This window comes from Bradyrhizobium sp. USDA3010 (assembly GCF_056429065.1).
Genome location: NZ_JBWJZD010000015.1, coordinates 1 through 23,230 on the forward strand (window position 1 = coordinate 1; position 23,230 = coordinate 23,230).

Here is a 23,230-nt window from a genome sequence, read left to right on the forward strand (position 1 = left end):
CTCCAACGCGTTCACGAAGTCGGGTCGAAAAGCGGCGAAAAAGCCGAAGCGTTCGCGCGCGCCTTCACCCCGACCGGAAATGTTCCAGCTGCCCCGCCCGGCAATCATGAATAAGACGGGCTAGACCACAGATGCGCAGCCTCCTCCGGCGTATGGTCGGCCAGACCGGCGACCTCGAACATGACGAGGGCGACGAGACCTGCATCTATGCCGTCGGCGATATCCACGGACACGCCGACCTGCTGCACGAGATCTGCGCACGGATCGATGCCGATATCCGCAAGTTCCGGCCGGCGCGGCCCATCCAGGTCTTCCTTGGCGACTACATCGATCGCGGACCGGATTCGCGCGATGTGATCGCGATGCTCGATCAACGCCGCCGGACCCACAGTTTGGTCTGCCTGCTCGGCAATCACGAGGCTTGCCTGCTGGAGTTTCTCGTCAATCCCGACATGCTCGCGCAATGGCGGCAATTCGGCGGCCTGCAGACGCTGATGTCCTATGGATTGACGCCCTCGCTCAATCCCGACGCCGCGGAACGCAGGGCGCTCGCCCAACAGTTGGTCCGCCAGATGCCGCCGGCCCATCTCGCCTTCCTGCGCTCGCTGCCGATCACCTATTCCTGCGGCCGCTATTTCTTCGTGCATGCCGGCGTCAGGCCCGGGGTCGCGCTGAAGCAACAGCGCAAGGAGGACCTGCTCTGGATCCGAGACGACTTCCTGGTGTCGGAAGATGATTTCGGCAAGGTCGTGGTCCACGGCCATACGCCGGTGCACGAGGCCGAACTGCTGCGCAACCGCATCAATGTCGACACCGGCGCCTATGCGACGGGCCGCCTGACCTGCGTCAAGCTGGAGGACGCGCGGCGAACCCTGCTGATGACCGGCAACCGGGCAGCGCGCCATGGCTGATGCGAAGGCTGACGCGCCCCGGCGTCACGCACGCCAGCTGTCGCCGGCCTTCGTGCCGGCCGCGGCAGCGATCGGCGCCGCGACGCTGGCGTTGTCGATCTGGTGGCTGGCCGCCGATGCATTGCGCGGCAAACCCTGGCTCGCCGCCGATGTCGGCGTGGTCAGGAGCGAGCTGTGGCTCGCCGACGGCTGGAGCGAGTTGCAGACCTCGCCCGAGGCGGCCGAAGCCGCCTTCACCCGCGCGCTTCGGCTCTCGCCGATGGACGCCGGCGGCTGGTTCGGCCTCGCCTCGGCGACCGGGCGGTTCGACTGGCTGAACCCGACCGCATCGAAGGCGCTGAAGATGTCCTACTACACCGGCTTCAACCGCAGCGACCTGATCGCGCCGCGCCTGATCCTGCTGGCGCAGGTCGACACCACGCGCGATGTGGAGCTGGTCGATCTGCTACAACGGCAGATCCGCCTGATCCTCACCCGTGCGCCTGAGCTGAAGGGCGCGCTCGGCCAAGCCTATCGCGTGGCGACCGATGCCAACCGGCGCATGATCGAGGCGGAATTCAAGGACGTCGGCCAGAGCATTCCGGAGTAGCACGCGCCGGCACGCGGACAGCCGTCGGATGCCCGACCCGCTAGATTCCCTTGTGCCGCAGCACGGCGCCGACGGTGCGCAACAGGATGCGCAGGTCGAGCACGAAGCTCCAGCTCTTGATGTAGATGAGGTCGTGCGCGACGCGCAGCTGCATGTCCTCGATCGCGGGCGTCGCGCCGCGCAGTCCCTGCACTTGTGCGAGACCGGTGATGCCCGGCTTGACGTGCTGGCGCTGCGCATAGCTTGCGATCAGCTTCGAATATTTGTCGTCATGCGCCAGCGCATGCGGCCGCGGCCCGACCAGCGACATGTCGCCGCGCAGCACGTTCACCAGCTGCGGCAGCTCGTCGATGCTGCGGCGGCGCAGCGTGGCGCCGATCCCGGTCAGCCGCGGATCGTTCGCGCGAGCCTGCGTGATGACATCGCCGTCCTCGAGCACATGCATGGAGCGGAATTTGAGGATGGTGAATTGCTTGCCGTCGAACCCGTTGCGGCGCTGCCGGAACAGGACCGGCCCCCTGGAGTCGAGCTTGATCGCAATCGCCGTCCCGATCAAAAGCGGCGCGAACAGCACCAGAAGGCCACTCGATGCCACGATGTCGAACAGCCGCTTGCCGGCACGCTCGACCGAGGTCAGCGGCGCGCGCTGCATTTCCAGCGTCGGTATCGGGCCAGACGCCACCATCCGCAGCGCCAGGAACCGCTCCGCCGTCCGATCCGGCAGAAGCCGCACCGGCAGTGGTGACGCCCGCAGCTGATCGCACACGAACTGGATGCGCGGTTCCTGCTGCCAGGGCATCGCCAGGATGATCTCGTCGGCGCCGCACTCCCGAGCCGCGCGAATGGCTGACGCGACGGCGGCGCGATCGCCCGCGTTGTCGGACAGGCCGGACAACTGGATCCGTCGCACCTCGCTGAGGCCGAAATCGCGCAGCAGGCTCGATTGCCGCACCCGGGACAATTCGTCCGCCATCCCGACCACGACCGCGCGGCGCGTCGCCAGCATGCCGCGGTCGATCGCACGTTGCAGCGGCGCCTGCAGCAGCATCCGTCCGGCCACCAGCCCAAGGCCGCCGATCACGCCAAACGACATCACCGACCCGCGCGAGACGCCGGAGCCAACCTTCAGAAGGAAGATGATCAGGGTCATCAGCAGGACCACCAGCAGCCACCCGCCGAGCAGGCTGCTCCAGCGACGGTCGAGACCGGCCAGCACCTGCGCATTGTAGAGGCCCTGCGACTTCGCCACGAACATGTGAAGGATGGCGGCGAGGACCCCGATCCCTAGAAAACCCTCGAAGCTGTTGCTATAAACCGTGTGGTAGTAAAACAGGTGATAGGCCGCGCCGCCGATGATGCTGGACAGCACGACGATGATCATCTCGAAGACGACAGCAAACGCCTCGAGCGAGGCAAAAGCCAACGAGAAGGCGCCGAAGCTAACCGGTACCTTCGCTATTCGAGCGTCCGAAAGGTCCGTCATCGGGAATTAACATTCGTGTTAACAATTCACATGTTTAATATCAGGCAGGTCGTGAGCTCGCAAGACCTGCCGGCAAGATCAGGCAGAGAGCTTCAATGAGTTCATCGGCTGGCGAAACCGAGGCCGCGCTGTTGGCCCTCCTCCATCTCATCCGCCTGATGGGCGCCGAACTGGTCGCCGGCCAGCACCGCGACGACGTCGAGTTGCTGGTCAAGGCGGTCGAAACAAAGCTGCGTTCGGCCCGTTTTCCGGCCGAAATGCCGAATCAGGACATCGTCAAAGGTCTGGACCTCGCGCAGGCGAGGCTACGTCCAATCCTCGAGGAGCTGCGCGCAAGATCAGAGAAAGCGCATCTGAGCGACCAGCTGCTGCTGGCTCCCAGGCCCTCGCGTATCCATTAGCGGATCGGCTTACGTCAGCTCTGGACTTCACCACGGCGGGGCAAACCGTTCCCGCCGCTCGACCTGAGCGCAAGCTTCTCCTCGATCTTCATTTTCTCGAGCAGCAGGTCGGTCACAATCCGACGCAGCCGTTCATTTTCCAGCCGCAATTCGTCAATACGGTTGTGGACGTGGGGAATACCATCTCGATCATCGGAACGAGCGGCAAGCTCGGTCACAGTACCATTCGGGTGATGGCCGCGTGCAGCCTCCTGCTTGCGCCAGCGGTGAAATGTCATCACGCTAACGCCCAGCACCTTGCACGCCTGGGCTTGTGACTGCCCCCGCGCCATGAGTTCCTCGGCTTGTTTGACCTTGGAACTGATCTCGTCAGTTGAATGACGCCTCATTGGTCATCTCATTGCCCCCTAGATTAGCAATCATCGCATGGCCTATAAGCTATGTAAATGCAACAGGAAATTCAAATTGAGGATTTCCCGGGGGGCCTTCGGGAGCCTCGAACTTGCCGTAGGCAGCGCCGCATTGTGCGAAGAAACACCGAAGCTGCAAGGTGTTTACCGGAATATATGAGCAATATTCCCGTCGTAAGACGCCATCACAGAAAAAGTTATACGACTTTCTACGTATGACAATTGAATTGGCGCACCGTTTGCATTCCCGGATGAGAAGCAAATGAGAACATCCAATCGGTCCTGCGACAGATTGTGAGTGCACCATGCCTCTCCGCGATATCTACGCCGCCGGTCAAACGAGAGTTTCACAACATTCTAACAAATTAATCCCGCGACCTTCGCGTCCGGCAGCTTGCGGGCACGCACGCGCAGCGGTAGTTACTAAGACATTAGGTCTCATGAGAGTTTCAACATATTTGAGGATCATTTTCAGGAAACCTAACACTCATAGCGCGATCCGCGAATTATCAATTAGGCGCTTTCCCACCCGAGGCCATCAGGCGGAACCACGACCGCCCGACAATCCGCGAACTACTCTGTGCTGACGCTTGTCAGAGCCAGCCTCTGATCGACGCATTTCACGAGGATCGACACTATGGCGCGTCTCAAGGTCTTCGAGGGGAAGCAATCCGCGTCCAGCGAGGCGACCGAGGCCTTGGAACGCCTCGTCGCGGAGAATTCCGAGCTCCGGCACACCGCCGTCGAGCTGGTGTTGCAGACGTGGATCCTGCGCGAGCGGCTGTCCTACGTCGTGGCGCACAAGCCGGTGCGGCAAGAGCACTGACTGCCTGCCCTCACTCCGACAAAATTGTTCCACGGCAAACATCCGCCAGATCGAGCCGGCTCGCCCAAACGAGGATCGGGCCGGACAACATTCAATTTAACATTGAATTGTCCATAGCAGAAGGCGCCGACATCCTCGCCGGACTGGCTTGGATGTGGCCGCAAATCCTGCTCGGTGAGAAATAGGCTGATGGACTTTAGCTGTGGTGAACCCGGCGCAATGCGACGCGCGGGGCGTTCTGCTCACGCGACATGCCGAACGAACGAGACGCGCCTGGACGCTCGTGGATTTCACGCAACGCTGCGATATCAAGCATCAGAGCAACGACTTCGTTGCGCAGCGATTGATTGGTCGCGAGCAACGCCTCTTCGATTGGCTGATGCGAATGTTGAACTTTGTGCTGCTTCATGGCGCGCCCTCGCTCTGCGGTTAAGGGTATGAGCGATGTGATTGAAGTTTCGATGACAGAGTTAGATCACACATATGGAATGCGGTTAATGGGGCAGGTTTGCGACGAACGTGGCTCCGCGCTAAATTTTCTCAATCAGGTTCCACAACCTGATCGCGAAACGTTCGATCGATGGCCTTATATGTGTCGTCGCGATGGGATGTCGGCGGCAGCGACGCGGCGCGCTGCCAAAGAGCGCAGCCGGCACTGACCATGAGGCGCGAGCAAGAGCATGAAATCATTTGACGATCGTTGATCGCAGCGATCGCCGTCGAAACCGGCGACACGCCTGCTGGCTATCACAATGTCGCCGCGCCAATCGCTCGGGACGTGATGAGGTGTTCCAGCCTCGAACCAGATATTCCACCAAACACGGCGTGCACACACTAAATCTGCTGCTTTCGATCAATCAGTTTTTTCGCCGCGCATAACAGGTTGAACTGAACAGCATGGATGAGCGAACCGACACCGCGTCGTCTGCATTGATCGCAGAATATTTCGATCCGTTTCGGATATCGAGCCCGCGGATCTGAGCATTCTGATCCGCCCTGCGATGCGGCGGAGGGAATCAACGCCACACATTCGATCATGTAAGATATCCACCTCGACCTGGCCGAATGCGACAATGCTATTCGAATTCGAAATGAGCGGTAATGAGGCATTTCGGCTTCAGCAGAGGCAGCGAAATGCCTTCACGTTCTCACATGCGCTTGAACGATTGCCACGGCGGACAGCAGCGGATTCGACCAACCGCCATAAGCATCGCTAATTCGCAACGCGCGTCGCGATCGTGTGCTATTTCGATTTGGGAGGCGCGTCGTCGCCCATCTTGCCGCCATTGGCGACGCATGTGTTGAAATAGTCGCGCTGATCCCTCGCCCCGCCCCTCGCGCTGCCGGTGGCAGGATTGCCGGGCTCTCGCGGCGGAAACGCCCTCGCGACCAAGGCATCGCAGGCGCGTGCGACCTGGGCGTCGATCGCGTTCGCCGGAACGATTGCACTGGACACGATGATCATGGCTGACGCGAACGCAAAACCACTGATAACTCTCAGTGCCGCACTCCGTTCCACGCCGAGTCAGGTTTTTCTCGAGCCGGAATTCGCTAACGAGCGCACTACGTCCGATCGACGTTGTGATAAGCCCGATACCAGGCGACGAATCTGGCAATGCCGTCCTCGATCCGCGTCTGCGGCCGAAAGCCGATTTCACGCTCCAGATCGGAGACATCGGCTGAGGTCTCCAGGACATCCCCAGGTTGCATTGGCAACAACTGCTTTTCAGCCGGCCGGCCGAAGCCCTGCTCGAGCAGCGCGACCACATGCATTAGTTCTTCCGGCCTGGAGTTGCCGATATTGTAGACGCGCCAAGGCGCCTTGCTCGAACCCGGATCGGGATGCACGCCCGACCAGTTGACGTCACCCTCGGGCGCGCGGCCGATCAGCCGCACCATCGCCTCGACGACGTCATCGACATAGGTGAAGTCGCGCCGCATGTTGCCGTTGTTGAACAACTGGATCGGCTTCCCCTTGGTGATCGCGTCCGCGAACGCATAGAGCGCCATGTCCGGCCGATACCACGTCCCATATACGGTGAAGAACCGCAGCCCCGTCGTCGGGATGCGATAGAGGTGGCTGTAGGAATGGGCGAGCAGCTCGTTGGCCTTCTTGGTAGCCGCGTACAGGCTGACCGGATGATCGACGTTGTCGTGGACCGAGAACGGCAGCTTGGTATTGGCGCCATAGACCGACGATGACGACGCAAACAGCAGATGCCGGCACGCAGTATGCCGACAGCCCTCGAGGACGTTGACGAAGCCCTCCAGATTGGAATCCACGTAGGCCTGCGGGTTCTGCAGGGAGTAGCGCACGCCGGCCTGGGCAGCGAGATGCACCACGACCTCGAAGCGATAGCGCTCGAACAGCGCTTTCATGCCGGCGCGGTCGGCGAGGTCGAGTTCCAGGAAGGTGAAGCCACGGTGCTGCTTGAGCAGATCGAGCCGCGCGTGCTTGAGCGCCGGATCGTAATACTGGTTCAGATTGTCGATGCCGATGACCGGCTGCCCTGCCCGCAGCAAATGCTCCGCCAGATGGAAGCCGATAAAGCCGGCACAGCCCGTGACGAGTAGGTTGCCTGCGATCACCACGTTTCGCCTGTGCCTTTCGCCTTGCGCCGGACCAGGCCGCATACGCCGTCAGACGCGGGCCGCAGCTTCTGGCTTCGCGTTGCGGCCACGGGGCGCGTCAGTTGCTGGCCGCCGGAGGTTTGTAGTCCGGAAAGCGGCTCAGTACCGCGGCCTTCATGAACTTGAAGTGCGCAATCTCGGTCGCCAATTCCTTCAGCCGACGCTGGCCGTTGGAGATCTCGGCGTCAAACAGGTCTTGATGATAGCTGTCAAGCGCCTCGCGTTCCAGATACTCGTCGGTGCCGTTGCCCAGCGTCACCGCCGCGCGGGCCAGAACATCGTCGACACGGCGGCCAAGGCCGGATTGCTCGCTTTCGGCCGCCTGTAACGCGGCCTCGATCGCGGCCATGATCGATCCGATCCGGGCGCGATCGGTCTCGGCATCGCGCTCGGCCGAGCGTGCCTTGAAACCTTCCTCGCTCCGCCGCGACCTGATCAGGTCATGCGCGCGAGCCCGCAGAAACAGCTGAAACATCTGTCAGTATCCGGTTCGGGCCCACTCAGGCAATATCACTCAAAATCGCCCGGTCTTAGTTAAAAAAGAGTGAATTATCCTGTTGCCCGGCCCTCAGGTCGGCCTTCCACTTGATCCAAGCCTTGTCGTGCTTGTCATAGAGCTCGACCCACCGTCCCTCGACGGCTGACGGCATCAACTCGGCGCCGTGGGCTTCCCCGCCCAGCACCGGCAGGGAGGCGTCCAGTCCTTCGAATTCCGACGTCTCTTCAAGCGTGAGACCGACCAGCACGCGCCGTCCACTGACATCGACGACATACCGCCTTGGCGAATGCCCTCTGAGATCACTCATACCTGCAAGTTCCCTCACGATGCGCGGGCCAACGGCAACACCCCGCCGGCACGCGAACCCAGTCCGGCTGTCGCAACGAAGACAGGATGACCGATTGCATGTCGCCCGCCAACCCCAACTCACGCCACTGTCGCGCTACCTCTGCCGAGCTAGCCCGCTAGAACGCGCGGCGCATGTGGCCGAATGCGGTGACCGGCTGTTCCCGCCTCGCCGATTTGGCGGCTGGCGGCGCCGCATACGGCGCATAGATCCGATATTGCGCGCGGCGCTTGCGCGATCGCCACGCGCGCGCGGCGAAACCGGAGAAGAAGCCGGCGACGAATGCCGCCGCAAGGATGAGAGCAGAAGAAAGCATCACATTCGTCCATGTTAGACCAGATGTTATTAACATTCGGAGTTGTGACGACATCATGATTGCGCGCGCCGAAAGAATGTTCAGCCGCTGGAATTTTTGTGCAATCGAACGGCGCAACAATGACCCGGCGCCCACATCGGTTGTTCTCGTGCGCGAGGCGCCTCAGGAGAACCACCACAGCATGAATTTCAGGAACATCGAGCTGAGCAGATAAATCCACCCTGCCATCGCCAGCAGCGTCAGTCCGACGAACGCACCTGAAACGCTTTTCTCCTTGAGGCGCGCCAACAGCGAGTTTTTTTCTTCTTGCGGATAGAACATCTCAAGCTCAAGACGCATCTGATTCAAATCAGCTAGCAGGCAATTTCGATGATCTCATGACGCGTCACGGCAGCAATTCGCTTCGCACGTCACGGATCTCAGCTGCAAAATCTCGTGAAGGCCCGGGCCGACGAAGACGATTCCTGGCTCACGTCCTGGCTGACAAAGTCCTGGCCGACAAAGTCTTGGCTCAAGAAAATTCCGCGTGACATGCTCAGCGATCGGCTCCCGCGACCTCAGCAGTCCGCGCGCCGGAATTTTCAGTTGCGTGATATCGCGATCTGCGCCGCGGATGCGCTTCGCGCGTCAAACCGATCGTCGAGCCCGAGAATGACATGCGACCGCACGCGCGACGGCCGTGGCGGGATGCAGGCGTGATCGACCGCACACCCCGCAAGCGCGTGGCGGCCTGCTCTGCTTGTATTTCAGTTTAACAATCAGGACCTCGCATGCGGGAGACCGCGGTCGCAGCGTCACACCCGGAAAAAGGCGAACCAGATAATTCCGAGGATCAAGACTGCGAGCCCTGTGGAGGCCGTGAGCAGCGCGAGAACCGATGGTCCGGGCTCGGCCTGGCGCGCCTCGGTCGGGGTTTCTGTGATCTGACCGTGTCGTTCCGTTGCCATGGCGACCTCGTTGCTTAAGTGCCTGAAATTCCGGCGATTGCCGCTCCCCTTCGGAGGGCCAACGCGTGATCCGGGGTGATGTTCCGCGCGGCTTGACGGCTGTCCAACGACCACGCCACCGCCGCGTCAAACGGGCGCAGGCTTGGGCCACGGTTAACGCCGTTGCCAGATTCACCGGGCCGCGTTGTTTCAAACCGGGGTTCCCGGTGTTATCCTTGACCGTTCCGTCGGTTGCGTAATCGGAGTTTTCCCTATGGCCCCCCGCGCCAACTGGAAGGGCTTTTTGCGCCTTTCGCTCGTGACTTGTCCGGTTGCCCTGTACCCGGCGACGTCGGATACCGAGAAGGTCTCCTTCAACCAGATCAACCGCAAGACCGGCCACCGGATCAAATACGCCAAGGTCGACGCGGAGACCGGTGAGGAAGTCTCCGCCGATGACATCATGAAGGGCTACAAGGTCGACACCGACACCTATATCGAGGTCACCAAGGAAGAGCTCGACGACATCGCGCTGGATTCGACCCGCACCATCGAGATCGACGAATTCGTGCCGCGCAGCGAGATCGACAGCCGCTATCTGATCCGCCCCTATTATCTCGTTCCCGACGGCAAGGTCGGCCACGACGCCTTCGCGGTGATCCGCGAGACCATCCGCAGCATGGACAAGGTCGCGATCGGCCGCGTCGTGCTGACCAACCGCGAGCACATCATCGCGCTCGAGCCGCTCGACAACGGGCTGATGGGCACGCTGTTGCGCTACCCCTATGAGGTGCGCAGCGAGAAGGAATATTTCGACGACATCCAGGATGTGAAGATCACCAAGGATATGCTCGATCTCGCCAAGCACATCGTCGAGCAGAAGTCCGGCGAGTTCGATCCGGAGGAGTTCGAGGATCGCTACGAGCAGGCGCTGATCGACCTGATCAACCAGAAGCGCAACGGCATCAAGATCGCCAAGCCCGCGGCGAAGGCCGGCGGCAATGTCATCAACCTGATGGACGCGCTGAAGAAGAGCCTCGCCAACGAGAAGCAGGCCGCTCCGGCCAAGGCCGAGGCAAAGGCGGCGAAGGGCAAGAAGCCGAAGAAGCGCATCGAGGGCCAGCGCGAGATGCTGCTGCCGATCTCGGGCAGCGGCAAGCGCGAGCCCAAGGAAACCGTCAAGCCCGAGCCGAAGAAGGCCGAGAAGCCCGCGCGTGCGCAAGGCACCGCGGCGAGGAAGAAAGCGGGTTGAGGTCACGGCGCTGCCGCAGGCCGCCGGCTACATCATGAAACGATCGGAAGACGCCCGGCTGGAAGCGCGCTGGCAGTTCCGGTTGAGCATCTGATCAATGCGGGAGAACGAGGTGCCAGCTGGCTGATGTTCGCTCGCATCGCGATGCTCGCGCGCTAAATGGAGACGGCGGAGGCGACTGAAGCAGAAGGTGTGAAGCGTGTCCGGCGGCGATTACTTGAATGCCGAACTGACGGCAGTGAACTGGCCGCTCACAGTGGTGCCGATGCCTCTGACGCCGGCGACGATCACGATGCTGATGCCGCCGGCAATGATGGCGTATTCGATCGCCGTAGCCCCGACGTCATCGCGCAGAAATCTTGCAACCAACGCGCGCATGAAAAAGCTCCTGTCCGACGCCCGCGGCTTTTTCTCCCGCGCCGTAGTAATATTCCAGCAAAACTAGGCCACATTGGTTGACGGCCCATTGATGGACACGATGAACGATCGCTTAAAGGTTGCAGAGAAACTCGCTGCTAGTTCTGCCTGCACCCTGACCTCGCCCCGCGAGGCGGCAAGCCGCGATTGGCGTAAACGCATATCAGGACTACCCGATCCGGCCCCGGCGGCGCTTTACCCTCGCGGCGGAATCCTGTTCCTTTATCGGACAGGACGACAACGAGGCCGGAACGAACCGGCCGCATCCAAAGGGAGTGAGCGTCATGAAGCTCGGCACCGCGATCGCGGAAATCATGAAGCGCGAGGGGATCGAGATCCTCACGGGCTACCCGGTCAACCATCTGATCGAATACGCCGCCAGCGCCGACATCCGCCCCGTGATGGTGCGCCAGGAGCGCATCGGCGTGCACATGGCGGACGCGATCTCCCGCGTCACCTCGGGCGAGAAGATCGGCGCGTTCTGCATGCAGCACGGCCCGGGCGCCGAGAACGCGATGGGCGGCGTCGCGCAGTGCTACGGCGAATCCGTACCCGTCCTGGTGCTGCCGATGGGTTATGCGCGCCGGCTTGCCAACATCGATCCGAACTTCAATTCCAGCCAGGCGATGAAGGCGTTCTCGAAATCCGCAGAGCCGATCAACATCGCCGCTGAGGTCTGCAACATCTTCCGCCGCGCCTTCACCAAATTGAAGAACGGCCGCGGCGGGCCTGTGATCGTCGAGATCCCCGCCGACATGTGGAACGAGGAGGTGCCGGAGCCCCTGAACTACACGCCGGTGCTGCGCACCCGCTACGGCGCCGATCCCATTCATGTGAAAGAAGCCGCAGCCCTGCTCGTCAACGCCAAGCGTCCGGTGATCTATGCCGGCCAGGGTGTCCACTATGCGAAAGCCTGGCCGCAGCTGAAGCGCCTCGCGGAGCGGCTTGCGATCCCGGTCGCCACGAGCCTCGGCGGCAAGTCGTCATTCCCGGAGACCCATCGGCTGTCGCTCGGCTCCGGCGGCCTTGCCGTGCCGCGCGCGGTGCCGAAATTCCTCGCCGAAGCCGACGTGATCTTCGGCATCGGTTGCTCCTTCACCGAAACCTCGTTCGGCATCGCGATGCCGAAGGGCAAGACCATCATCCATTCGACGCTCGATCCGAACCACCTCAACAAGGATGTCGAGGCCACAATCGGGCTCGTCGGCGACGCCGGCCTCGTGCTCGACGCGCTGTTGGAGGAGATCGGCAAGACCGTGACCTCGGACCGCAACGCCGGCGCGGTCGCGGAGGAGATCGCCGCCTCCCACAAGGAATGGCTCGCCAAGTGGATGCCGAAGCTGACGCATAACGATGCGCCGCTCAATCCCTACCGCGTGTTGTGGGACCTGCAGCACACCGTCGACATCCACAATACCATCATCACCCACGACGCCGGCAGCCCGCGCGATCAACTCTCGCCGTTCTGGAAGTCGGTCGAGCCGCTGTCCTATATCGGCTGGGGCAAGACCACGCAGCTCGGCTACGGTCTCGGCCTCGCGATGGGCGCCAAGCTGGCAAAACCGGACAAGCTCTGCATCAATGTCTGGGGCGACGCCGCGATCGGCTTCACGGGGATGGATTTCGAGACCGCGGTGCGCGAGCGGATTCCGATCATGTCGATCCTGCTCAACAATTTCTCGATGGCGATCGAACTGAAGGTGATGCCGATCTCGACCGAGAAATACCGCTCGACCGATATCTCCGGCGACTACGCCGCGATGGCCCGCGCCTTCGGCGGCTACGGCGAGCGGGTGACCAAGCCCGAAGATATCATCCCCGCGATCAAGCGCGGCATCCAGAAGACGAGGGAAGGCGTGCCGGTGCTGCTGGAATTCATCACCAGCAAGGAGACCGAGGTGTCGCGGCCGGGGACGTGAGGGCACCTCACACGCCCCTCACCCACTTGATTTGACCTCGCCTGCACGGGCAAGCTCCCTCCGACAAAGGATCGGAGGGAGAGATGGCGCGCATCCTGGTGCTGGGTGCCGGCTTTGCCGGTCTGTGGGCGGCGCTTGGTGCGGCCCGCAAGCGCGACGAGATCGGCGCGCGGGCAGCGGACACCGAGATTCTCGTCGTCGATCGCAACGCCTATCACAACATCCGGGTGCGCAATTACGAGGTCGATCTCGGCGACGTCGCGCTACCGCTCAAGGACCTGCTCGATCCGGTCGGCGTCAGGCATAGGGTGGCTGACGTCACGGCGATCGATCCGGCCAAGCGCGAGGTCGTCGTCAAGACAGGCTCCGGCGCGGACACGCTGACCTACGACCGGCTGGTGCTGACGACCGGCAGCGAGCTGGTCCGCCCCGCGATATCAGGCCTTGCCGCACTCGGCTTCGATGTCGACACCTTCGAAGCAGCCACACGCCTCAACACGCATCTTGCCGCGCTCGGCAGGCAGCCGCCCTCGCCGGCCCGCGCGACGGTGGCGGTCGTTGGCGCCGGCTTCACCGGGATTGAGGTCGCGGCCGAGATGCCGGCCAAGCTCGCGCACGCCGGCATCGCCGGCGATCACCGCGTCATCCTGATCGATCCCAATCCGGTGGTCGGCGCGACGTTCGGCGCGCATGGCCGCCCCGTCATCAATGAAGCGCTGGCCGGGCTCGGCGTCGAGACGCGGCTGAACGTCAGGGTCAGCGCCGTCGGCGCCGACAGCATCACGCTTGATAGCGGCGAGATCATTCCGGCCGCGACCGTGGTGTGGTGCGGCGGCATGCGCGCGAGCCCCCTCGCCGCAATGCTGCCGGTGAAGCGCGACGCGCTCGGCCGCATCCCGGTCGACCATTGCATGCGCGCCGAGGGCCTCAATGGCGTATTCGCCGCCGGCGACGTTGCCGCCTGCCTGATCGATGGCGAGCATCCGACCGTGATGTCGTGCCAGTTCGCACGGCCGATGGGCCGGTTTGCCGGCCACAATGTGGTCGCGGACCTGTTCGGCGAAAAACTCCTGCCGCTCAATATCGACTGGTATGTGACGGTGCTCGATCTCGGCGCCTGGGGCGCGCTCTACACCACCGGCTGGGACCGCGAGGTGCACACCACCGGCGCCGCCGCCAAGCTCACCAAGCAGACCATCAACCAGCAGCGCATCTACCCGCCGCGCAACGGCGATCGCGCCGCCCTGCTTGCGGCCGCGGCGCCGACGATCCAGACGGCACCGCCGACGCGGAAATAGTAGTTGGCTCGTCTCGCCCCCTCTTCGCCGTCATTGCGAGGAGCGAAGCGACGAAGCAATCCATCTATCCCCGAGTGGAATCATGGATTGCTTCGCTTCGCTCGCAATGACGGCAAGCAGTCTGTTACTGCGACAGCTTCACAAAATCCGGAAACTTCAGCTTCCCTTCCGCGATCGCCTTCGGCCAGACCGTGATCTGCTTGCCGCCCTGCCACTGGAACACGAGGCCGGTGACGGCACCCGGGCCGGACTTGATGCCGTGGGTGAACTCGTCGTTCTTGCCGTAGAACTGGATCTTGCCGATCGTGCCGTCGAAGTCGGTCTTCTCGAGCTCGGTGACCATCTTGTCCGGATCGGTCGAGCCGGCGCGCTGGATCGCTTCCGCAATGATGTAGACCTCGTCATAGGCGGTGTAGCCGGTATAGGCCGGCGGCGTGCCGAACCTGGCCTTGAATGCTGCCGCGAACGGTTTTGTCTTTGGCGTCACCGCGACGTCGGGCGTCGCCACCGCGAGCGACGGCACGCCTTCGGCCGCGCCGTTGGTGTCGCCCCAGAACGTCGGGCTCAGCGCCTGCGCGCTGATGCCGAACATCGGGATCGGCACCTGCTGGTTCTTCCACTGCACCGTCGGCTGCACGCCGACATGGGAGATGCCGGTGACGATCACGTCGGGCTTGGCAGCTTCCATCTTGTTGAAGATCGGCGTGAAGTCCGTGGTGTCGGGCGAGAAGCGGATGTGCTCGACGACCTTCAGGCCGGCCTTGGGCAGGCAGACCTCGTAGCCGATGTCGAGCGGCTTGGTCCAGGCCGCGTCCTCGCTCATGATCGCCACCGACTTGAACTTGAGCTGGTCGACCAGCAGCTCCTTGGCCGCGTCGCAGACGAGTTGCGCCTGCGCGGCCGAGGTCAGGTAACCGTGGAAGGTGTACTTGTTCTTCTCATAGTCGTTGTGAACCGCCTTGGTGATCTCGTTCGAGGCGGCGCCGGGCGTGATCAAGGGCATCTTCAGCCGCGAGGCCCACGGCTCCAGCGCCAGCACGACCTCGCTGATGTAGCTCGCGATCACGGCCGAGACCTTGTCCTCGCTCACCGCGCGCTGGAACGCGCGTACGGAATCGGCCGACGAGCTCTTGTTGTCGTAGGTGACGATCTCGATCTTGCGGCCCATCACGCCGCCCTTGGCGTTGATCTCGTCGGCCGCGATCTGCGCGCCGCCCGGAGTTGCCGCGCCCGCGATCGACTGCACCTCGGCGATGATTCCGATCTTGATCGGGTCCTTGGATTGCGCATAGGCCGGCGCCGCGAGGCACAGCGCGAGCGCCGAGGCCAACAGGCTCACGCGGGTGGTGGTTGAATATGCTGGCATCATGATCTCCCTTGCTTTTGTTATTCTTCAAACTATGAGCGTCAGAGAAAGTCCTTGCCGGCCTCCGCGGCGAAGCGGCCCGGATCGCCTTCCCAGACGATCCGCGCGTGCTCCAGCACATAGACGCGGTCGGCATGCGGAAGCGCGAAGGTCACGTTCTGCTCGCCGAGCAGCACCGTGATCTTGGTGGTCTGGCGCAGCTTCTCCAGCGCCTTCGACAGCAGTTCGAGGATGACCGGCGCGAGGCCGAGCGTCGGCTCGTCGAGGATGAGGATCTGCGGCTGCATCATCAGCGCGCGGCCGATCGCCAGCATCTGCTGCTCGCCGCCGGACAGCGTCTGCGCCATCTGGCCCTGACGCTCCTTCAGGATCGGGAACAGTTCGAACAGCCAGGCCAGCTGCTTCGCCCGCGCTGCGTCGTCGAGATGCTGGCCGCCGAGATCAAGGTTTTCCCGCACCGTCATCTCGCCGAACAATTCGCGCGATTCCGGGCACTGCACGAGGCCCGAGCGGGCGATCTTGGCAGGTCCCGTTCCGCGCAGCTGCTGCCCGCCGCGCAGGATCTCGCCGGTATAGGGCAGGAAGCCCGAGATGGTATTGAACAGCGTGGTCTTGCCGGCGCCGTTCAGCCCGACGATCGAGACGAACTCGCCCTCATGGACGTGGATCGAGACGTTCTCCAGCGCCTGCGCCTTGCCGTAATGCACGCTGACGTTCTCGACCTGCAGCAGCGGCACCTTGTCCTTGAACGAGGTCTCGGGCCGCGCATGGGTCTCGATCGCGCCGCCGAGATAGACCCGCCGCACGGTCTCGTTTTTCATCACATCCTCGGCGCGGCCGGTCGTGATCTCCTCGCCGAGATACATCGCGAGCACGCGATCGACCAGCGCGGCGACGCTCTTGACGTTGTGGTCGACCAGCATCACCGCGCGTCCCTCGTCGCGGAAGCTGCGGATCAACTGCGAGAACACCCCGACCTCGGCGCTGGTCAGCCCGGCAAACGGCTCGTCGACCAGCACCACCTTCGGGTCGCGCGCGATCGCCTTCGCCAGCTCAAGCCGGCGCAAATCGGCGAACGGTAATGTCGGCGGGCGGCGATCCATCACCGCCCCCAGGCCGACACGTTCGGCGATCCACCTGGCGCGTTCGGTCAGCGCCTTGTCGGGAAACAGCATGAACAGGCTGTCGGGCAATAGCGCGACCATGATGTTCTCGAGCACGGTCTGCCGGTTCAGCGGCCGCGAGTGCTGGAACACCATGCCAAAGCCCTTGCGCGCGATCTTGTGCGCAGGCAGCCCGGCCACGTTCTCGCCGTCGAACAGCACCTCGCCCGCGGTCGGGCGCTCGATGCCCATCACGCTCTTCATCGCGGTCGACTTGCCCGAGCCGTTCGGTCCGATCAGGCCGAGGATCTCGCCGGGGCGCAGCTCGAAGCTCAGATTCTTCACCGCGGTCAGGCCGCCGAACCGCTTGGTCAGGCCGCGAACTGCGAGTGTCGGAGTAGTGGTCACAGTCTGATCCATTTAGGAGCGCGCCTCGCGTGACAGGGCCGCTCCGAGGAAACCGCCGGGGAAGAACAGCACGACGAGCAGCGCCACCGCCGAGACGATGAAGGTTGCGAGTTCGCCGGTCGGACGCAGGAATTCGCCGGCGACGATCAGGAAGATCGCACCTAACGCCGCGCCCAGCACGGTGCGCCGGCCACCGAGCACGGCGGACACGATCACGTTCACGCCGACCGCGACGTCGACCACGGTGCCGACCGAGGCGGTGCCGAAGTAGAACACCAGCAGCGCGCCCGACAGTCCCGAGAAAAAGGCGCTGACGATGAAGGCCGCGAGCTTGTGCTTGACGATGTTGAAGCCGAGCGCGCCGGCCTGCACCGGGTCCTGCCCGCTCGCCTGCAGCACGAGGCCGACGGGCGATTGCGACAGTCCGTACAGGATCGCGGCGCTCACAGTCATGAAGCCGAGCGCGATCCAGTAATTGGCGCCGGCATTGATGGTGATGACATCGGGGATGGTGAGACCGATCTCGCCGCCGGTCAGGTCGGCAAACACCACGATGAAATTCTGCAGCATCAAGACCGCCACCAGCGTGGTGAGGCCGAAATACGGTCCCCTCACCCGCAGCGCCGGCAGCGCCAACACGAAGCCCGCAACCACCGACGCCAGCGCGCCGAGCAGAATACAGACATAGACCGACCAGCCGAACTGGTTGTTGAGGATCCCGGCGGTGTAGGCGCCGGTGCCGATCAGGAAGGTCGGCCCGAAATTGACCTCGCCGGCGAAGCCGAACAAGAGGTCCCAGGCCATCGCGAACACGCCGAAATAGAACGCGACGGTGAGCAGCCCGAGGATGTAGCCGGAGACATAAAGCGGCAGCGTCGCGGCAACCACCACGCAGACCAGCGAGATGAAGAACAGGCGCGAGGTGAAGAAGTTGGTCATCTCAGCGCCTCCCCAATAGGCCCTGGGGCCGGATATACATCACGAACACCAGCAGCAGCAGCGCCGGAATGGTGCGGTAGGCCGGCGAGATCATGTAGGCCGTGATGGTCTCGAGATAGCCGACGACGAAGGCCGCGATCAGCGAGCCCGAGACGCTGCCGAGGCCGCCGAGCACCACGATCGAGAACGCGCTCGCGGTCAGCGGCCCGACGCTGTAGGAGCTGACGCCTAAGAACATGCCGAGCAGCACGCCGGCGATGCCGGCCAGGATGCCGTAGATGCCCCACACCACGATGTAGATCTGGGTCAGCTCGAGCCCGAGCAAGGTGACGCCGCGCGGGTTCATCGAGGCCGCCAGCACCGCCTTGCCGGTCCGGGTGCGGTTCACCAAGAGCCACAGCAGGCCGATCACGAGGCAGCACACCAGCGCGGTGAAGATGTTGTTGCGCGGCGTGCGGTTGCCGAAGATGTCGACGACGCCCTCGACGATCGGCAGCACCGTCTTGGCATTGTTGGTGAAGAAATAGGCGATCAGCTCCTGGATCATGATGCCCCACAGCAGGGTGCCGGTGAGGACGAAGATTTCCTTCTCCTCGTTGGGGATCCGCCTCGAGTTCTGGATCGGCTTCACGACCGCGAAATAGGTCGCGAACGCCATGATCAGCGCCACGCCGACACCGAACAGCGCGCCGGTGTAGATGTCGAGGTGCAGCACGCTAGCCGCGGCCCAGGCCGCGACCGCTGCGGCCACCATGATGGCACCGTGGGAGAGGTTGAGAACGCCGGAGACACCGAAGATCAGGGTGAAGCCGGTGGCGCCGAGCGCATAGAGCGCACTGATGGCGAAGCCATCGATCAGAATCTGTAAGGCAAGCATCTCAAATCGGCCGCGGCAGCAAAGCTGCCTGTTGTGGAGGACGCGGAACTGAATACGGATGCTCCCGGGACCGCCCCGGGAGCATGATCATCGATCAGTTGGTGGTGAGCTTGATGAAGCTCGGGAACTTGAGATCGCTCTTGGCGACCTCCTTCGGCCAGACCGCGACCTGCTTGCCGCCCTGCCACTGCAGCATCAGTCCGGTGATCAGGCCCTTGCCGTACTTGATCGAATGGGTGAACGGATCGTCCTTGCCGTAGAACTGGACGCGCCCGATGGTGCCTTCCCAATCGGTCTTCTCCAGCGCATCGACCATCTTGTCGGCCTCGACCGAGCCGGCGCGCTTCACCGCATCCGCGATGTAGTAGACCTCGTCATAGGCGGTGTAGCCCGCATAGGAGGGATAATTGCCGTAGCGCTTCTTGAAGCCTTCCGCGAACGGCACCGACTTCGGCGTCACCGCGACGTTCGGGCCCGACACGCCCTGATACAGCACGCCTTCCGCCGCGTCGTTGGTGTCCTTGCCGAAGGTCTCGTTGGTCGCCTGCGAGGAGATGCCGAACATCGGGATCGGCACCTGCTGGTTCTTCCACTGCACCGTCGGCTGCACGCCGACATGCGAGATACCGGTGATGATCACGTCGGGCTTGGCGGCTTCGACCTTGTTGAAGATCGGCGTGAAGTCGGTGGTGTCGGGCGAGAAGCGGATATGGTCGACGACCTTGAGCCCGATCTTCGGCAGGCACTCCTCGTAGCCGACGTCGAGCGGCTTGGTCCACGCCGCGTCCTCGCTCATGATGACCGCGGTCTTCATGTGCTTCTGATCGACCAGCAGTTCCTTGGCGGCGTCGCAGACCGACAGCGCCAGCGCCGCCGAGGTCAGGTAGCCGTGGAAGGTGTACTTGTTCTTCTCGTAGTCGGCGTGGACGCTCTTGCTGATCTCGTTGGAGGCCGCACCGGGCGTGACGAACGGGGTCTTCAGGCGCGAAGCCCAGGGCTCGAGCGCCAGCACCACTTCGCTGATGTAGCTCGAGATGACGACGTTGACCTTGTCTTCGTTGACCGCGCGCTGGAACGCCCGCACCGAGTCCGCCGAGGACGAGTGATTGTCGTAAGAGACGATTTCGATCTTGCGGCCGTCGATGCCGCCCTTGGCGTTGATCTCGTCGGCGGCGAGTTGCGCCGCCTGCGGGATCGACGCCCCGGCGATCGCCTGCGCTTCGGCGATCACGCCGATCTTGAGGGTGTCAGCCGCCAGCGCGCCGCCGGGGCTGGCTGCCAAAAGGCCCAACACGGCCGCTCCGGCAAGTTGCTGCATCGCATGAACAGGCAGTCGCGATGTTCTTTTCACCCTGTTTCTCTCCTCTTTTTGTTCGGCTGCTTCGAGCTCTTGGGGCGGGACTATAGCTGCGACAAAACGCGCAGCAAGTGAAACTGCGCGCAGATCGCCATGCGTGGACGACAACTAAAGTAGTGGGTCGGCGCTTTGCAGCTGAATAAATTTGAGGCAGCGGGGAATAAAGTAGTGGTGCCGCGATCTCTCCCCTCGTCGTTCCCCGGTGCGATCGGCGCCCAGCTTTCCCTGCGCCCTCTTCAAGAGAGAGGGTGAAACGAAGAGCAAAGCTCGGGCAAATCTTGTCGCGAGAATACGGTTGTATGATTCACAGGCCGCGCCACACACTCACCGTCGTCCCGGCGGAGGCCGAGACCATAACCACCGCCGCAATTTGCGCGATGCCGGGGCCGCGATCCCATCCATCATCAAATGCGGTGGTTATGGGTCCTGGCTTTCGCCAGGACGACGTTAGGGATGAACCCGCCCTACTCCGCCATCTCGACCGGCTGTGCGGCCGGACCGGCGAGCGGGCGCTCTTCCATCGTGATCATGCAGATGGAAGCCGTGGTCAGCAGCACGGCGGCGGCGCCGAACACGTAGCGGAACGCAGTGATCATGTCGGCCATCGGGATCGCGCCGACGGTGCCGGCGGACGCGGCATGGTGCTCGCCGGCGAGCGAGATGTCGGTCCCGAGCGTCATCAGCAGGATCGTGGTGAAGGCCGCGACCGTGAACGAGGCCATCATCGCACGGAAGAAGTTCATCGCACCGGTCACCGTGCCGACCTGCGGACGCGCCACCGCGTTCTGCAGCGACACCACGCTGATCGGGAATGTGGTGCCGAGCCCGAGCGCGAACACGCTCATCAACAGCAGCAATCCCCACAGCGGCAGCGTCGTCACGGCCATGCCGACGGCGCAGATCGCGGCCACCGAGGTGCCGACGATCGCGACACGCTTGTAGTGCTTGGCCTTCGCCATGGTCCGGCCGGCGATCGCCGCGCCAAAGGTCGAGATCGCCGCGAGCGGGATCAGCGCGAGGCCGGCCTCGCTGGCGGTGAGGTGATAGACCACCTCGTAATAGAGCGGCAGGTGCACGGTGAGCCCGACCATGGCGCCGAGCGCGCAGCCGCCCGCGCCCATCGCGAATGGCACCACCGAGCCGCCGAGCAGCGATAGCGGCAGGAATGGCTCGTCGGCGCGGCGCGCATGCCAGACGAAGGCACCGGCGAGCGCGATCGAGGCGCCGATCATCGCGGTAATGGTCGGCGACAGCCAGGACAGACGCGTGCCGCCCCAGGTCAGCACCAGCATCAGCACGACGGCGGAGGCCATCAGCAGCACGCCGCCGAGCCAGTCGACCTTGCGCTTGCGGTGGAACACCGGGATCTTGCTCATCTTCGGCAGCAGCAGCGCCAGCGCCGCCGCCGCGAGCGGCAGGTTGATCCAGAAGATCATCGACCAGTGCAGATGCTCGGCGAACACGCCGCCGACCACCGGGCCGAGAACGCCGCCGGCCATCCAGACGCTGGAGAAATAGGCCTGATAGCGGCCGCGCTCGCGCGGGGTGACCACGTCGGAGATCACGGTCTGGACCACCGGCATGATGCCGCCGCCGCCGAGCCCCTGCAGGCCGCGGGCAATGATCAGCATGGTCATGCTGGGCGCGATCGCGCACAGCACCGAGCCGACCACGAACAGGCTGAGCGAGGTGATGATCATGACGCGGCGGCCGTAGATGTCGCTCAGCGTGCCGAACACCGGCGCCACGGCCGTGGAGGCGAGCAGATAGGCCGTGATCACCCAGGACAGATTGGTGACGTCGTGAAACTGGCGCCCGATCGTCGGCAGCGCGGTCGCGACGATGGTCTGGTCGAGCGCGGCAAGGAACATCGTCAGCATCAGGCTGATCACGATGGTGCGGACTTCGTCCGGATTGAGCGGCGCCGGCGGCGCCAGCGGCGGCGCGTCGGTGAGTTCGATCACCTCGCTCGGGAGGTGGGACAGCTCTGCGGCAATGTCGTCAGGCAATGTCTCTTGGTCGGCAGGAATCCGGCTCTGCCGTTCATACTTGTTCATTTGGGGCGTAATGCTGCTGCGCGGGCTCGTGCCGCGATGGAATCATTCTCTGATCCGCAATTTATGCAGCAATTCGCTGCTGAGGCAGGCACCTCAGCGCATGGGTGCATCCCGCCGCGGCCTTCTCGCGATGACGTGATCGCGGACGCTGTGGCGACGTCATCCTTTGGTCGTCTTGTCGAGCACCTTGGGCCGCTTCTTCAATTGCGCCCGTTTCGGCAGCAGGGCCGGCCACCGCACGATGTGATCCTCGAGATCGGCGTCATTGACGTCGAGTTCGGTGCCCTCCACCCGCCCGCGTACCGAGACCCCGGCTTCATGAACCGTGTTGGGATCGCCGGAGATCAGGGGATGCCACCAGTAGAGGTCCCGCCCCTCGGCCACGAGCCGGTAGCCGCAGCTCGGCGGCAGCCAGTTCAACGTCCGGACGTTCTCCGGCGTCAGGCGGACGCAATCCGGAACCTGGTCGGAGCGGTTCGCATAGTCCTTGCAGGTGCACAGGCCGGAATCGAGCAGCTTGCAGGAGATATGGGTGAAATAGATCTTGCCGGTGTCCTCGTCCTCGAGCTTCTCCAGGCAGCAACGTGCGCAGCCGTCACACAGGCTTTCCCATTCGGCGCTGGACATCTCTTCCAACGTCTTGGTTTTCCAGAAGAATCCCTCCTGTCCCGACGGGCGTTTGGGCGGTGCGGTCATGATATCCCTGACATGGCGGTAAAGCCCTTCTTGGGACGCCGGCGCTCCGTCCGCAAGGGGGTGATATTGCGGGGTCGAAAAAGCCGGTGGGCAGCGTTAGGGCTTTCATTAAATTCACAAGCCGCGCCATTGGTTTATGGCAGCCGCTCGGATAGAACAACGAACGAGTCCCCAACGACGCAAAAGCGCCTTGGGATTGCCGC

The 23,230-nt window shown here is 63.3% G+C and carries 26 protein-coding genes; 7 read left to right on the forward strand and 19 right to left on the reverse strand.

Going from position 1 to position 23,230, the window contains the following annotated elements; translation table 11 throughout:
* The first annotated feature begins 131 nt into the window (after positions 1 to 131).
* Both AC066Y_RS22460 and AC066Y_RS22465 read left to right on the forward strand, forming a co-directional pair.
* Positions 132 to 911 (forward strand): metallophosphoesterase family protein, encoded by a 780-nt coding sequence (locus AC066Y_RS22460; protein ID WP_478275776.1) that lies wholly within the window; start codon positions 132 to 134, stop codon positions 909 to 911.
* Positions 904 to 1,500: a hypothetical protein gene (locus AC066Y_RS22465; RefSeq protein ID WP_478275777.1), complete on the forward strand. Its 597-nt coding sequence runs from the start codon at positions 904 to 906 to the stop codon at positions 1,498 to 1,500. The genes AC066Y_RS22460 and AC066Y_RS22465 overlap by 8 nt, the downstream gene beginning before the upstream one ends.
* Positions 1,501 to 1,540: 40 nt before the next feature.
* On the opposite strand, the gene AC066Y_RS22470 is transcribed toward AC066Y_RS22465, so the two are convergent.
* Entirely contained in the window at positions 1,541 to 2,923 is a 1,383-nt protein-coding gene (locus AC066Y_RS22470; RefSeq protein ID WP_478275778.1) for an undecaprenyl-phosphate glucose phosphotransferase, read from the reverse strand.
* Between the two features lie 155 nt (positions 2,924 to 3,078).
* Between AC066Y_RS22470 and AC066Y_RS22475 the strand changes: the two genes are divergently transcribed.
* Complete coding sequence (locus tag AC066Y_RS22475) at positions 3,079 to 3,384, forward strand: hypothetical protein (RefSeq protein ID WP_194455378.1); 306 nt, start codon at positions 3,079 to 3,081, stop codon at positions 3,382 to 3,384.
* A 14-nt stretch (positions 3,385 to 3,398) separates the two neighbouring features.
* Here the strand turns inward: AC066Y_RS22475 and AC066Y_RS22480 are convergent, their stop codons facing one another.
* Positions 3,399 to 3,773 carry a helix-turn-helix domain-containing protein gene (locus tag AC066Y_RS22480; protein ID WP_092125207.1) on the reverse strand — a complete coding sequence of 125 codons (375 nt, stop codon included), beginning with the start codon at positions 3,771 to 3,773 and terminating at the stop codon, positions 3,399 to 3,401.
* 658 nt (positions 3,774 to 4,431) lie between these two features.
* On the opposite strand from AC066Y_RS22480, the gene AC066Y_RS22485 reads away from it, so the two are divergent.
* On the forward strand, positions 4,432 to 4,620 hold the full coding sequence (locus AC066Y_RS22485; RefSeq protein WP_478275779.1) for a hypothetical protein: 189 nt from the start codon (positions 4,432 to 4,434) through the stop codon (positions 4,618 to 4,620).
* Positions 4,621 to 4,816: 196 nt separating this feature from the next.
* Here the strand turns inward: AC066Y_RS22485 and AC066Y_RS22490 are convergent, their stop codons facing one another.
* The 9 genes from AC066Y_RS22490 to AC066Y_RS22530 form a co-directional block, all read right to left on the reverse strand.
* Entirely contained in the window at positions 4,817 to 5,029 is a 213-nt protein-coding gene (locus tag AC066Y_RS22490) for a hypothetical protein (protein ID WP_092125205.1), read from the reverse strand.
* Positions 5,030 to 5,454: 425 nt separating this feature from the next.
* A complete protein-coding gene (locus tag AC066Y_RS22495; RefSeq protein ID WP_478275780.1) occupies positions 5,455 to 5,658 on the reverse strand; it encodes a hypothetical protein in 204 nt (67 codons plus the stop codon).
* 205 nt (positions 5,659 to 5,863) lie between these two features.
* Positions 5,864 to 6,085: a hypothetical protein gene (locus AC066Y_RS22500; RefSeq protein ID WP_478275781.1), complete on the reverse strand. Its 222-nt coding sequence runs from the start codon at positions 6,083 to 6,085 to the stop codon at positions 5,864 to 5,866.
* Positions 6,086 to 6,183: 98 nt separating this feature from the next.
* A complete protein-coding gene (locus tag AC066Y_RS22505; RefSeq protein ID WP_478275782.1) occupies positions 6,184 to 7,254 on the reverse strand; it encodes an NAD-dependent epimerase in 1,071 nt (356 codons plus the stop codon).
* Positions 7,255 to 7,309: 55 nt separating this feature from the next.
* Entirely contained in the window at positions 7,310 to 7,726 is a 417-nt protein-coding gene (locus AC066Y_RS22510; RefSeq protein ID WP_478275783.1) for a hypothetical protein, read from the reverse strand.
* A gap of 55 nt (positions 7,727 to 7,781) precedes the next feature.
* Complete coding sequence (locus AC066Y_RS22515) at positions 7,782 to 8,057, reverse strand: hypothetical protein (protein ID WP_092125201.1); 276 nt, start codon at positions 8,055 to 8,057, stop codon at positions 7,782 to 7,784.
* A gap of 157 nt (positions 8,058 to 8,214) precedes the next feature.
* Positions 8,215 to 8,547, reverse strand: coding sequence for a hypothetical protein (locus AC066Y_RS22520; RefSeq protein ID WP_478275784.1), 333 nt, complete (start codon positions 8,545 to 8,547; stop codon positions 8,215 to 8,217).
* Positions 8,548 to 8,574: 27 nt separating this feature from the next.
* Positions 8,575 to 8,733, reverse strand: a complete 159-nt coding sequence (locus tag AC066Y_RS22525; protein ID WP_171948113.1) for a hypothetical protein — start codon at positions 8,731 to 8,733, stop codon at positions 8,575 to 8,577.
* Between the two features lie 473 nt (positions 8,734 to 9,206).
* Complete coding sequence (locus AC066Y_RS22530) at positions 9,207 to 9,359, reverse strand: hypothetical protein (RefSeq protein ID WP_173641807.1); 153 nt, start codon at positions 9,357 to 9,359, stop codon at positions 9,207 to 9,209.
* Between the two features lie 253 nt (positions 9,360 to 9,612).
* On the opposite strand from AC066Y_RS22530, the gene ku reads away from it, so the two are divergent.
* On the forward strand, positions 9,613 to 10,590 hold the full coding sequence (ku, locus tag AC066Y_RS22535) for a non-homologous end joining protein Ku (protein WP_478275785.1): 978 nt from the start codon (positions 9,613 to 9,615) through the stop codon (positions 10,588 to 10,590).
* A 213-nt stretch (positions 10,591 to 10,803) separates the two neighbouring features.
* Here the strand turns inward: ku and AC066Y_RS22540 are convergent, their stop codons facing one another.
* On the reverse strand, positions 10,804 to 10,968 hold the full coding sequence (locus AC066Y_RS22540; RefSeq protein ID WP_478275786.1) for a Flp family type IVb pilin: 165 nt from the start codon (positions 10,966 to 10,968) through the stop codon (positions 10,804 to 10,806).
* A gap of 323 nt (positions 10,969 to 11,291) precedes the next feature.
* On the opposite strand from AC066Y_RS22540, the gene AC066Y_RS22545 reads away from it, so the two are divergent.
* Both AC066Y_RS22545 and AC066Y_RS22550 read left to right on the forward strand, forming a co-directional pair.
* Positions 11,292 to 12,926 (forward strand): thiamine pyrophosphate-requiring protein, encoded by a 1,635-nt coding sequence (locus tag AC066Y_RS22545; RefSeq protein ID WP_478275787.1) that lies wholly within the window; start codon positions 11,292 to 11,294, stop codon positions 12,924 to 12,926.
* A gap of 83 nt (positions 12,927 to 13,009) precedes the next feature.
* On the forward strand, positions 13,010 to 14,224 hold the full coding sequence (locus AC066Y_RS22550) for an NAD(P)/FAD-dependent oxidoreductase (protein ID WP_478275788.1): 1,215 nt from the start codon (positions 13,010 to 13,012) through the stop codon (positions 14,222 to 14,224).
* 124 nt (positions 14,225 to 14,348) lie between these two features.
* On the opposite strand, the gene AC066Y_RS22555 is transcribed toward AC066Y_RS22550, so the two are convergent.
* The 7 genes from AC066Y_RS22555 to AC066Y_RS22585 form a co-directional block, all read right to left on the reverse strand.
* Entirely contained in the window at positions 14,349 to 15,593 is a 1,245-nt protein-coding gene (locus AC066Y_RS22555) for an ABC transporter substrate-binding protein (protein WP_478275789.1), read from the reverse strand.
* Between the two features lie 38 nt (positions 15,594 to 15,631).
* On the reverse strand, positions 15,632 to 17,113 hold the full coding sequence (locus AC066Y_RS22560; RefSeq protein WP_478275790.1) for an ATP-binding cassette domain-containing protein: 1,482 nt from the start codon (positions 17,111 to 17,113) through the stop codon (positions 15,632 to 15,634).
* The gene (locus AC066Y_RS22565; protein ID WP_478275791.1) at positions 17,114 to 18,040 is read right to left on the reverse strand and encodes a branched-chain amino acid ABC transporter permease; all 927 of its coding nucleotides are present in this window, start codon (positions 18,038 to 18,040) and stop codon (positions 17,114 to 17,116) included. It lies immediately after the preceding gene.
* A gap of 1 nt (position 18,041) precedes the next feature.
* On the reverse strand, positions 18,042 to 18,917 hold the full coding sequence (locus AC066Y_RS22570; RefSeq protein ID WP_050404977.1) for a branched-chain amino acid ABC transporter permease: 876 nt from the start codon (positions 18,915 to 18,917) through the stop codon (positions 18,042 to 18,044).
* A gap of 94 nt (positions 18,918 to 19,011) precedes the next feature.
* Complete coding sequence (locus AC066Y_RS22575; RefSeq protein WP_176535132.1) at positions 19,012 to 20,235, reverse strand: ABC transporter substrate-binding protein; 1,224 nt, start codon at positions 20,233 to 20,235, stop codon at positions 19,012 to 19,014.
* A 503-nt stretch (positions 20,236 to 20,738) separates the two neighbouring features.
* Positions 20,739 to 22,331, reverse strand: coding sequence for an MDR family MFS transporter (locus AC066Y_RS22580; protein WP_478275792.1), 1,593 nt, complete (start codon positions 22,329 to 22,331; stop codon positions 20,739 to 20,741).
* 159 nt (positions 22,332 to 22,490) lie between these two features.
* The gene (locus tag AC066Y_RS22585) at positions 22,491 to 23,027 is read right to left on the reverse strand and encodes a YcgN family cysteine cluster protein (protein ID WP_478275793.1); all 537 of its coding nucleotides are present in this window, start codon (positions 23,025 to 23,027) and stop codon (positions 22,491 to 22,493) included.
* Positions 23,028 to 23,230 lie beyond the last annotated feature (203 nt).

Excerpts from the sequence above, each read along its gene's own strand:
- AC066Y_RS22460 (WP_478275776.1), top strand. The coding sequence starts at position 132 with ATGCGCAGCCTCCTCCGGCGTATGGTCGGCCAGACCGGCGACCTCGAA.
- AC066Y_RS22465 (WP_478275777.1), top strand. The coding sequence starts at position 904 with ATGGCTGATGCGAAGGCTGACGCGCCCCGGCGTCACGCACGCCAGCTG.
- AC066Y_RS22475 (WP_194455378.1), top strand. The coding sequence starts at position 3,079 with ATGAGTTCATCGGCTGGCGAAACCGAGGCCGCGCTGTTGGCCCTCCTC.
- AC066Y_RS22480 (WP_092125207.1), bottom strand. The coding sequence starts at position 3,773 with ATGAGGCGTCATTCAACTGACGAGATCAGTTCCAAGGTCAAACAAGCC.
- AC066Y_RS22485 (WP_478275779.1), top strand. The coding sequence starts at position 4,432 with ATGGCGCGTCTCAAGGTCTTCGAGGGGAAGCAATCCGCGTCCAGCGAG.
- AC066Y_RS22490 (WP_092125205.1), bottom strand. The coding sequence starts at position 5,029 with ATGAAGCAGCACAAAGTTCAACATTCGCATCAGCCAATCGAAGAGGCG.
- AC066Y_RS22495 (WP_478275780.1), bottom strand. The coding sequence starts at position 5,658 with ATGATCGAATGTGTGGCGTTGATTCCCTCCGCCGCATCGCAGGGCGGA.
- AC066Y_RS22500 (WP_478275781.1), bottom strand. The coding sequence starts at position 6,085 with ATGATCATCGTGTCCAGTGCAATCGTTCCGGCGAACGCGATCGACGCC.
- AC066Y_RS22505 (WP_478275782.1), bottom strand. The coding sequence starts at position 7,254 with ATGCGGCCTGGTCCGGCGCAAGGCGAAAGGCACAGGCGAAACGTGGTG.
- AC066Y_RS22510 (WP_478275783.1), bottom strand. The coding sequence starts at position 7,726 with ATGTTTCAGCTGTTTCTGCGGGCTCGCGCGCATGACCTGATCAGGTCG.
- AC066Y_RS22515 (WP_092125201.1), bottom strand. The coding sequence starts at position 8,057 with ATGAGTGATCTCAGAGGGCATTCGCCAAGGCGGTATGTCGTCGATGTC.
- AC066Y_RS22525 (WP_171948113.1), bottom strand. The coding sequence starts at position 8,733 with ATGTTCTATCCGCAAGAAGAAAAAAACTCGCTGTTGGCGCGCCTCAAG.
- AC066Y_RS22530 (WP_173641807.1), bottom strand. The coding sequence starts at position 9,359 with ATGGCAACGGAACGACACGGTCAGATCACAGAAACCCCGACCGAGGCG.
- ku (WP_478275785.1), top strand. The coding sequence starts at position 9,613 with ATGGCCCCCCGCGCCAACTGGAAGGGCTTTTTGCGCCTTTCGCTCGTG.
- AC066Y_RS22540 (WP_478275786.1), bottom strand. The coding sequence starts at position 10,968 with ATGCGCGCGTTGGTTGCAAGATTTCTGCGCGATGACGTCGGGGCTACG.
- AC066Y_RS22545 (WP_478275787.1), top strand. The coding sequence starts at position 11,292 with ATGAAGCTCGGCACCGCGATCGCGGAAATCATGAAGCGCGAGGGGATC.
- AC066Y_RS22550 (WP_478275788.1), top strand. The coding sequence starts at position 13,010 with ATGGCGCGCATCCTGGTGCTGGGTGCCGGCTTTGCCGGTCTGTGGGCG.
- AC066Y_RS22555 (WP_478275789.1), bottom strand. The coding sequence starts at position 15,593 with ATGATGCCAGCATATTCAACCACCACCCGCGTGAGCCTGTTGGCCTCG.
- AC066Y_RS22560 (WP_478275790.1), bottom strand. The coding sequence starts at position 17,113 with ATGGATCAGACTGTGACCACTACTCCGACACTCGCAGTTCGCGGCCTG.
- AC066Y_RS22565 (WP_478275791.1), bottom strand. The coding sequence starts at position 18,040 with ATGACCAACTTCTTCACCTCGCGCCTGTTCTTCATCTCGCTGGTCTGC.
- AC066Y_RS22570 (WP_050404977.1), bottom strand. The coding sequence starts at position 18,917 with ATGCTTGCCTTACAGATTCTGATCGATGGCTTCGCCATCAGTGCGCTC.
- AC066Y_RS22575 (WP_176535132.1), bottom strand. The coding sequence starts at position 20,235 with ATGCAGCAACTTGCCGGAGCGGCCGTGTTGGGCCTTTTGGCAGCCAGC.
- AC066Y_RS22580 (WP_478275792.1), bottom strand. The coding sequence starts at position 22,331 with ATGAACAAGTATGAACGGCAGAGCCGGATTCCTGCCGACCAAGAGACA.
- AC066Y_RS22585 (WP_478275793.1), bottom strand. The coding sequence starts at position 23,027 with ATGACCGCACCGCCCAAACGCCCGTCGGGACAGGAGGGATTCTTCTGG.